Raw genomic sequence first — 8,464 nt, forward strand, 5'->3', positions numbered from 1 at the left:
TCGGGGGCCCGGGCCCCGCCGCCGGCCCGGGCGGCCCCCCCCCCGGCCCCGCCCGGGCGCCGGGGGGGGGGGCCCCCCGGGGCCCCCCCGCCCACGGCCGCGGGCGTTCCGGAGCCGGGGCCGGGCGGCGGCGTTCCCGCTCGACACCTCGCTCGCCGCCCTGCGCGCTCCCGCCCGGGGCAATTCTGAGGGAAACATGCCAATCGTCGGTCGCGTTCGTGCCCGGCCGGTTAGTTTGCTCCTGGGGGATCGCCAACGCCGCTGGGAGGGGAACGATGTCCACGAGGGCTCTGTCCAAGGCCGTCCGCCGGGCGGCTGCGCTCACCGCCGTGGCCGCGCTCGGTCTGACCGGAGGGCTGGCCGAGGCCGCCCCCCTGGAGGACGGCGGGACCGTCGTCACGGTGGGAGCCGAGCAGCCGGTCGCGCTCATCGCCCCGGACGGCGGCACGGCGTACGTCGTGGTGCTGGACGCGGCCCGGGGGATCCGGGTCAAGGCGGTCGACACCCGGACCGGGGCGGTCGGCGGACAGGTCGGCCTGGGAACCGCCGAGGGCCGGCCCCGCTCGGCGCTCGCGGCGGACGGCACGCGCCTGTACGTCCTCAACGGCGCCGACCTCAGCGTGGTCGACACCGCCACGCTGACGGTCCTGTCCACCACCGCGGCGCCGGACCAGCCGCGCCCGGCCGGCTGGGTCGCGGGCGCGCCGAGCGGCATCGCCGTGAGCCCGGACGGTGCCACCGTCTACGTCGCCCAGGACGGCCCGTGGCAGTACAAGCGCCGGCGGGACGCCAGGCTGCTGGCGTTCTCCACCGCCGAACGGGCCTTCACCGCGTCCGTCCCGCTGGGCGCCTGGCTCACCGGGACCCCGGCGATCCGCCCCGGGACCGGGGACCTCTACCTCGGCACCAGTGCGGGCCTCCTGCACCTGGACGCCTCCGGCGGCGCACCGGTCGTCCTGCGCACCGTGCCCGACACCGTCGCGTCGACCGGCTACGACCTCGCGTTCACCCCCGACGGGCGGCGGCTGCTCGCCCTGGACGGCGGCCTGTCCGGCCGGGGCGACCTCGTCGACCCGGCCGCCGACGCGGTGGTGCGCAGGATCACCCTGACGGCGCCCGACACCGTCGTCGGCCTCCCGCGGTCCGCCTCCGACGGCAGCCGCTTCTACGCGGTCGAGGACGACCCCGACCAGCCGCTGCTGCACGCCTACGACACCACCACCGGCGAGGACGTCGCCGACGAGACCCTGCCGTCCCCGGAGCGGAAGGTGACCGGCCTCGCCGTCGGCCCCGACGGCGACGCCCTCTACCTCAGCGGGACCACGGGGGACACCGCCAGGCTGCACATCCTCCCGAACTGACTGCCGGGCACCCGGGACGGGAGGCGGCACGACGCGTCCGCGGCCGCTCCCGGGACCGCGCGCAGGAGGGCCGTGCGGTGGAGGACCGTCGCCGGGACCGCTGCGTCAGGATCCGGCGGGGTGTGCGGACCCGACCCCCGTGCGGGCCCGCACACCCGGTGGGTCCGGGGGAGCGACGCACTCCCCGGACCCCGTCCCGCCGCGAGGTCAGTCGACCGCGACGGTGTTCTGGGCGGCTCCGACGCGCCAGGCGCCGTCCTCCTTGACGAGGATGTAGAACGGGCGGCCCTCGGGCCGGTCGGTGATCCGGGTGCCGTCGTGGCGGACCGGCTGCTGGCGGACGTTCACCGCGGCGACGTCGGGCCGCAGGAACAGGACGCGCTCGACGTCGTAGACGGCGGTGGACTCGGCCGTCGCGCCGGGCAGCACCCGCCGGGTGAAGTCCGCGATCTCCTCGAAGCCCGACAGCCGCTTGCCGTGGCCGGTGGTCCACACCGGGTCCTCCTTGCGGAAGAGGCCCAGGAAGTCGTCCACCAGCTCGTTCTGCTGGGCGTGTTCGACCTCGGCGACGAGGCGGCGGATCGCGGCCACCTCGGCGTCGGTGTCCGGGCCGTCGAGGGCGCCGAACACCTCGACCGGGCGGTACGAGCCGGACACCAGCTCGGCCACCGGGCCCGGCCGCTCGGGCCGCCAGCCGAGGGCGGTGCGGGCGGCGGCACCGCTGACGCTCTGGTCGAGGGCGAGCGCGTCCGCGAACAGCGGGCCGAAGACGTCGGCGGCCTGCTCCACCGGCACCGCGTGCGGGGCGGCGAGCACGCCGGCCGCGCGGCCGGCGGCCCGGGCGAGGTCGCGGACCGGGACGGCCGACTCGCCGACGCCGTGCCAGACGGTGCCGGCCTCGGCGCGCTCGACGGCGGCCACGAACAGTTCGGCCAGGTCGTCCACGTGGACGACGGGCCAGCGCACGTCCTCCTCGCCGTAGTACTCGGGCACCTCCTGTCGGCGGGCCCGGTCGACGAGGATGGCGGGGATGCCGCCGCCGCGCCCGTACACGATGCCGGGGCGCACGACGACCGCGCGCACGCCCTCGGCGGCCTCGGCCAGCACCCGCTGCTCGATCTGCGGGCGGTAGCCGACGATGCCGATCGGACGGGTGGGCGCGTCCTCGCCGACCTCCTGGGCCTCGCCGGTGGCGCCGAGCACCCAGACGCCGCTGGTGTAGACGAACGGGCGGCCGGTGCCGCGCAGCGGGGTGGCCAGCGCCTCGACGGCGGCGGTGTCGACGTCCGCGTCGCCGCTCGGGGGAGCCAGGTGGATCACGGCCTCGATGTCCGGGGTCACGGCGCCGGCGAGGGAGGCCGGGTCGGCGGTGTCGCCGGCGAGCTGGGCGTGCCAGGCCCGGCCGGGCCTGGGCTCGGCGCCGCGGACGAGTGCGACGACCTGGTGGCCGGCGGCGGTGAGGTGCTCGGTGAGGACGGATCCGATGTAGCCGGTGGCGCCGGTGAGCAAGACCTTCATGACATACCCCCATGTCGAACATTTCGATATCGAAACTATAGCTCTCGATGATCGGCGATGTCAAACAGTTCCACGTCGAAATGTTAGACTCGCGGGCATGACGGAACAGCAGCCCCAGCACGACGGCGTCGACCGCATCACCGCGCAGTGGCGCGCGGTCCGCCCCGACCTGGACGCCTCTCCCATGGCCGTGATCGGCCGCCTCTCCAGGGCCTCCCGCCTGCTGGAGCGCGGGATCAAGGAGAACCTGGCCGTCCAGGGCGTCGAACCGTGGGAGTTCGACGTCCTGGCCACCCTGCTGCGCTCCGGCCCGCCGCACGTCCTCACCGCCGGCGAGCTCAGCTCGGCCGCCATGGTCAGCTCCGCGGCGCTCACCAACCGCATCGACCACCTGGTGGAGAAGGGCCTGGTCGACCGCGCCGTCGACCCCGCCCACCGCCGCCGCGTGCTGATCTCCCTGACCGACAGCGGCAAGGAGCTCACCAACCGCCTGGTCGAACACCACCTCTCCGGGGAGGAGCGCCAGCTCGCCGGGCTCACCGCCGCCGAGCGCGACCAGCTCGCCGGCCTGCTGCGCCGCGTGCTGCTCACCCTCGGCGATTCCGCCGGGGAGCCCGAGGGGCGGTAGCGGCGGCAGGGGAGGCCCGACCCGGCGTGAGGTCGTCCACGGGTGATTCGAAAAACGCGCGCCAGGTCGGAAGTTACTGCTGAGGGTCAGTCAACTCAACGGAATCCGACGGTTGTTGCAGCCTGCAAAACATGTCGGGCCGGACCTTGACCGCGATGAACGCGGAACGGTTCAGTGTGCGCCAACATCCTCCCCCACGGCGCCTGTCGGCCGACCCGGCCCCCACCGGGTCCGTCCGGCGTGCGCGCGATGTACGAAAGGGAAGCCCGTGCTCAGAACCCGCATGAAGGCGCTGCTGGCCGGCCTGATGGCGGCCGGTTCGCTGGCCGCCGCGGTGCTCGTGCCCGCCACCGCCTCCGCCGCCACCCCCACCCCGGCGGACGAATGCGCGATAGCGCCCGGCTGGTCGCAGGGCGCCAACTACCAGGCCCGCGACATCGTCCGGTACGCAGACGGACAGGTCTATGTCGCCCAGCGCGACAATCCCGGCTACAACCCCACGGTGAGCACGTACTACTGGGCCCCGTACACCTGCGGAACCGGCGGCAACCCGTACCCGAACAGCTTCGTGGTGAGCGAGGCCCAGTTCGACCGGATGTTCCCGAACCGGAATCCCGCCTACACCTACCAGGGCCTGGTGGACGCGATGAAGGCCTTCCCCGCCTTCGCGCACACCGGTGACGCCACGATGCGCAAGCAGGAGGCCGCGGCCTTCCTCGCGAACATCAGCCACGAGACCGCCGGGCTGTACTACATCAAGGAGGTCAACGAGGCGAACTACCCGCACTACTGCGACGCCGACCAGCCCTACGGCTGCCCGGCCGGCCAGGCGGCGTACTACGGGCGCGGCCCCATCCAGCTGAGCTGGAACTACAACTACAAGCGGGTGGGCGACTTCCTCGGCATCGACCTGCTGAACAACCCCTGGCTGGTGGAGAACGATCCGGCCGTCGCCATGATGACCGCCCTGTGGTACTGGAACACCCAGAACGGGCCGGGCCCGATCACCGGGCACGACGCCATGGTCAGCGGCGCCGGCTTCGGGCAGTCGATCCGCTCGATCAACGGCGCACTGGAGTGCGACGGCAGGAACCCGCGGCAGGTCGAGAGCCGCGTCACCCGGTACAAGGCGTTCACACAGCTGCTCGGCGCGCCGACCGGTTCCGGCGTCTCCTGCTGATCCTCCGCGGAACACCGAGGTCGCGGACCGGGCGCTCCCGCCCGGCCCGCGACCGCGTCGGCCGTCTCGCAGGTGGCCGGTCGTGTGCGGGCCCTCCGTCGCTCATCCCGCCCCGGCACACGCCGTCGCCTCCGCCAGGTAGCGGGCCACCGGACCGAGGGTCAGCATTCCGCAGGCGGCGCCCGCGTGTTCCGCGCGGGCCTCGCGGAGGGCGGCCGCGGCGCGCGCGGCGATTCCGCGCTCGCCGAGGCGCACGGCGGCGCGGGCGGTCAGGCACCACATGGCCTCCTGCAGGTGGTCGTGCGCGGGCTCGGGTGACGCGACGAGGGCGGTGCGGGCCTCCTCGACCCGGTCCTGGGCGAGGAGCACCAGGGGCAGTGCCCAGGGCCGGTACGGGCCCCAGTCGAGGCGCGGGTCGGCGGGCGCGGGCCGGTCGTGGAGGAGGCGCAGCCCCAGGAGGGCGAGCGGGAACAGGCCGCGGTGCAGCCCCGGCATCCCGGCCGTCCGCAGGGCGTCCTCGGAGGCCCGGTACTGCTCCGCGGCCGCGGCGGCGCTCGGCCCGCCGGGCCGCGTGCTGTGCTCGGCCGCGACGCGGGCCCGCAGCCACCCGGTCAGGACGGGGACCAGGGGCGCTTCCGTGGTGGCGGCGAGCCGTTCGGCGGCCCCGGCGTGCGAGGCCGCGGCATCGAGGTCGCCGAGGGCCGAGGCGCACTGCAGGCGCACGAGGTGGCCGAGTACGGCGAAGTTCGGCAGGCCGTGGCGGGTGGCCAGGTCGAGGATCTCGGCGCCGATCGCATCGCGCGCCGGTGCGAGCCCGGGCCGGGCGAAGGTCTGCAGGAACACTCCGTTGAGGGCGAACGCCAGCAGCGCGGGATCGGCCAGGTCGCGTGCCAGTTCCTCGGCCCCGCGCGCGGCCCGCCGCGCGCGCTCCAGGTCGGGCCCGGACAGGTCGGCGCTGCGGCTCTCGACGGCGATCGTGGCCAGCAGCCGGGCGCGCAGCTCGGCGGGGCCGTCGGGACCGAGCGCGGCGAGCGTGCGTTCGGCGGCCTCGACGACGGCGCGGGACTGCTCGGGGTCGTCGGCCCGGCTCCACAGGGCGGGCACGTCGTAGGCGCCGATGACGCGGGCGGTCAGCCGGGGGTCCCCGGTGCGCTCGGCCGCCCGGACGGCGGCCAGGCGCTCGCGCCGCGAGCGGACGAGGGCGTCGCCGCCCGCCAGGGCGAGGGTGCGGGCCAGGTCCACGGTGGTGCGCGGGCCCAGCCGGACACCGGGGCCGCTCCACACGAGGCCGGAGCCCTCCAGGGGCGCGGACCCGTTGAGGATGTCCGTCTCCAGGCGCTGCAGTCCGGTACCGGGGTCCAGCCCGAGGCGGCCCACGAGCATCGCCCGGGCGCGCCGCAGGGTGTCCAGCGCATCGGCCCGGCGGCCCGCGCGGTACAGCGCCCGGGCGAGCAGTCCCCAGGCGGGCTCGCGCCACGGATGCTCGGCGACGTGGGCGCCCAGTTCGGCGGCGAGGTCGGCCCCCTCCCCGCGGTCGAGGAGGATCCCGGCGCGCAGCTCCACCGCCTCCAGTCGCCGTTCCTCCAGCAGGGCCCGTTCGCGCCGCGCCCACGGGGAGGCGGGCACGTCGGCGTAGGCGGGGCCGCGCCAGGAGGCGAGGGCCGCGTCGAGACCGCCCACCGCACCGGGGTCGCGCCGGGCCAGGGCCAGGGCGTCCTGGAACCGGTGGACGTCCACGTCCTCGCGCGGCAGGCGCAGCGCGTAGCCGGGTCCCTCGGTCACCAGGACGCGTGGCGGCGTGCGCGGCGGCCGGTCGGGTTCGAGGGCGCGGCGCAGCGCGGCGACGAAGGTGCGCAGGGCGCCCACGGCGCGGGCCGGCGGGTCGGTCCACAGGTCGTCGACGAGGGTGTCGGTGGTGACCATCCGCCCTTCGGCGGCGACGAGCCGGGCGAGCACCTCACGGTGCCGCGGCCCGCCCAGGTCGATCGGGCCGCCGTCGTCGCGCAGGGCCCGCACGGCACCGAGTACGTCGATTCGCATGCCCCCATCCTCCGCGCCGGGACCGGCTGCGCCCAATCGCACTGATCGGTTGCTGATCGCCGTCGCCCAGGCTGGTCCGGCAAGTCCCCGACCCGAGAGGAAGACCCTCATGACGCCCGCCATCCCCGGCTTCGACCACGTCCGCCTGCCCGGTGCGGACGGTGTGGAGCTGGCCGCCGCCGTCGGCGGCGCCGGCAGCCCGGTCGTGCTGCTGCACGGCTTCCCGCAGACCCACCTGATGTGGCGGCACGTCGCCGCGCGGCTCGCCGAGGAGCACACGGTCGTCTGCCCCGACCTGCGGGGCTACGGCGCCAGCGACAAGCCGGCCGCCACCGGCCCCGAGGTGTACGCCAAGCGCGCCATGGCCGCCGACGTCGTGGCCCTGGCGGCGGCGCTCGGTCACGAGCGCTTCGCCCTCGTCGGGCACGACCGGGGCGCCCTGGTCGCCTTCCGGGCGGGGCTGGACCACCCCGAGAGCGTCACCCACCTGGGCATCCTCGACGTCGTGCCGACGCTCGACATGTGGGACGTCCTGCACGGCACCTCGGCGGCCGTCGGCTACCACCTCTACCTGATGGCACAGCCGCCGGGCCTGCCGGAGACGATGATCACGGCCAGCGCCGACGCGTTCTTCGGCTCCTTCCTCGACGCCTGGGCCGGCGACCCCGCCGCCGTGCCGCCGGAGGTGCGCGCCGAGTACCTGCGGGCGAGCGGCGCGGCCGTGACGTCGATCGTCGCGGACTACCGGGCCTCGGCGGGCATCGACGTCACGCACGACCGGGCGGACCTGGACGCCGGGTCGCAGCTCGCCATGCCCGTGACGGTCGTCCAGCAGGACTGGGGCGCACGGCTGGGCTACGACGCCGCCGCGGTGTGGCAGGCCTGGGCACCCGACCTGGACCACCGGCTGACCCGGGCCGGGCACTTCATGGCCGAGGAGGCACCCGACGAGATCACGGCGGCGATCCGGAGCCTGCTGGCCCGCTGAGGGCGTCCGTTCCGGGCCGCGCGGTACGCGCGTCCGCGCCCGTGCGGGTCCCCGCCCGGGTGCGGACGGAAAACCGCTGGCCCGGGTGCCCGGGTGGCGGGGATGATCGGTCGGTGCACCTGCCTTCCCTGCTGGCCGCCATCGAGCGCGGTGACGACATCACGGTCTTCGAGTTCCTCGACGAGGCGACGGGCGACGGACTCGCGGGTGACGACGGCCTCGCCCTGCTGGCCGCCGCCGCGTACGCCGGGCGCCACGAAGTCGTCGACCGCCTGGTTGTGCGGGGCGTCGACCCGACCCGCTCCTGGGCCGGCGGCGTCGACCCGGTCACCTGGGCCGCCGGGAACGGTTCCTACTGGGTCCTGGACGCCCTGCTGTCGCCCGATCGCGACCCGCTGCGGGCCGACAGTCCGCACCGCCGCGCGCTGCGGGTGGCGCGGGCGGCCCTGGAGGCCGGGACCGGCGACGGGTGCGCGCCGCCTCCGGCCCACCGGGCGGTCATCACCGACCTGGAGGCGAGGCTCGGCGTCCACCGCACGCCGGACGAGCTGATGGCCCGCGCCCTGGTCCATGCCGATCCCGAGCACGACGACTGGTTCGCATCGATGTTCCACATCGCCAGGCCGGAGAGCCAGGAGCGGTTCGACTGGGCTCGGGCGGTGGGGGGGGGGGGGCGGGGGGCCCGGGGCCACGACCACCCCCCCCAGCCGCAGGGACGGCAGATCAAAAAGCGCGTTGGTGCTCAAGAA

The 8,464-nt window shown here is 75.7% G+C and carries 6 protein-coding genes and 1 pseudogene; 5 read left to right on the forward strand and 2 right to left on the reverse strand.

What is annotated here, in order from left to right; genetic code table 11:
• The first annotated feature begins 275 nt into the window (after window positions 1-275).
• Window positions 276-1,361: a hypothetical protein gene (locus ACFVFS_RS23500; RefSeq protein WP_380626577.1), complete on the forward strand. Its 1,086-nt coding sequence runs from the start codon at window positions 276-278 to the stop codon at window positions 1,359-1,361.
• 207 nt (window positions 1,362-1,568) lie between these two features.
• Here ACFVFS_RS23500 and ACFVFS_RS23505 read toward each other — a convergent pair whose 3' ends face one another.
• Window positions 1,569-2,879, reverse strand: coding sequence for an SgcJ/EcaC family oxidoreductase (locus tag ACFVFS_RS23505; RefSeq protein WP_380626578.1), 1,311 nt, complete (start codon window positions 2,877-2,879; stop codon window positions 1,569-1,571).
• 97 nt (window positions 2,880-2,976) lie between these two features.
• Between ACFVFS_RS23505 and ACFVFS_RS23510 the strand changes: the two genes are divergently transcribed.
• Window positions 2,977-3,507, forward strand: a complete 531-nt coding sequence (locus tag ACFVFS_RS23510) for a MarR family winged helix-turn-helix transcriptional regulator (protein WP_380626579.1) — start codon at window positions 2,977-2,979, stop codon at window positions 3,505-3,507.
• A gap of 268 nt (window positions 3,508-3,775) precedes the next feature.
• Entirely contained in the window at window positions 3,776-4,687 is a 912-nt protein-coding gene (locus ACFVFS_RS23515; RefSeq protein ID WP_380626580.1) for a glycoside hydrolase family 19 protein, read from the forward strand.
• A gap of 102 nt (window positions 4,688-4,789) precedes the next feature.
• Here ACFVFS_RS23515 and ACFVFS_RS23520 read toward each other — a convergent pair whose 3' ends face one another.
• Window positions 4,790-6,727: a BTAD domain-containing putative transcriptional regulator gene (locus ACFVFS_RS23520; RefSeq protein WP_380626581.1), complete on the reverse strand. Its 1,938-nt coding sequence runs from the start codon at window positions 6,725-6,727 to the stop codon at window positions 4,790-4,792.
• A 109-nt stretch (window positions 6,728-6,836) separates the two neighbouring features.
• Here ACFVFS_RS23520 and ACFVFS_RS23525 point away from each other — a divergent pair, with 109 nt between their 5' ends.
• Window positions 6,837-7,715, forward strand: a complete 879-nt coding sequence (locus tag ACFVFS_RS23525) for an alpha/beta fold hydrolase (RefSeq protein ID WP_380626582.1) — start codon at window positions 6,837-6,839, stop codon at window positions 7,713-7,715.
• Window positions 7,716-7,828: 113 nt separating this feature from the next.
• Window positions 7,829-8,464, forward strand: a pseudogene (locus ACFVFS_RS23530) (hypothetical protein); the annotation flags it as partial.

Origin of the sequence: Kitasatospora sp. NPDC057692 (genome assembly GCF_042799475.1) — a bacterium.
Classification (GTDB): Bacteria; Actinomycetota; Actinomycetes; order Streptomycetales; family Streptomycetaceae; genus Kitasatospora.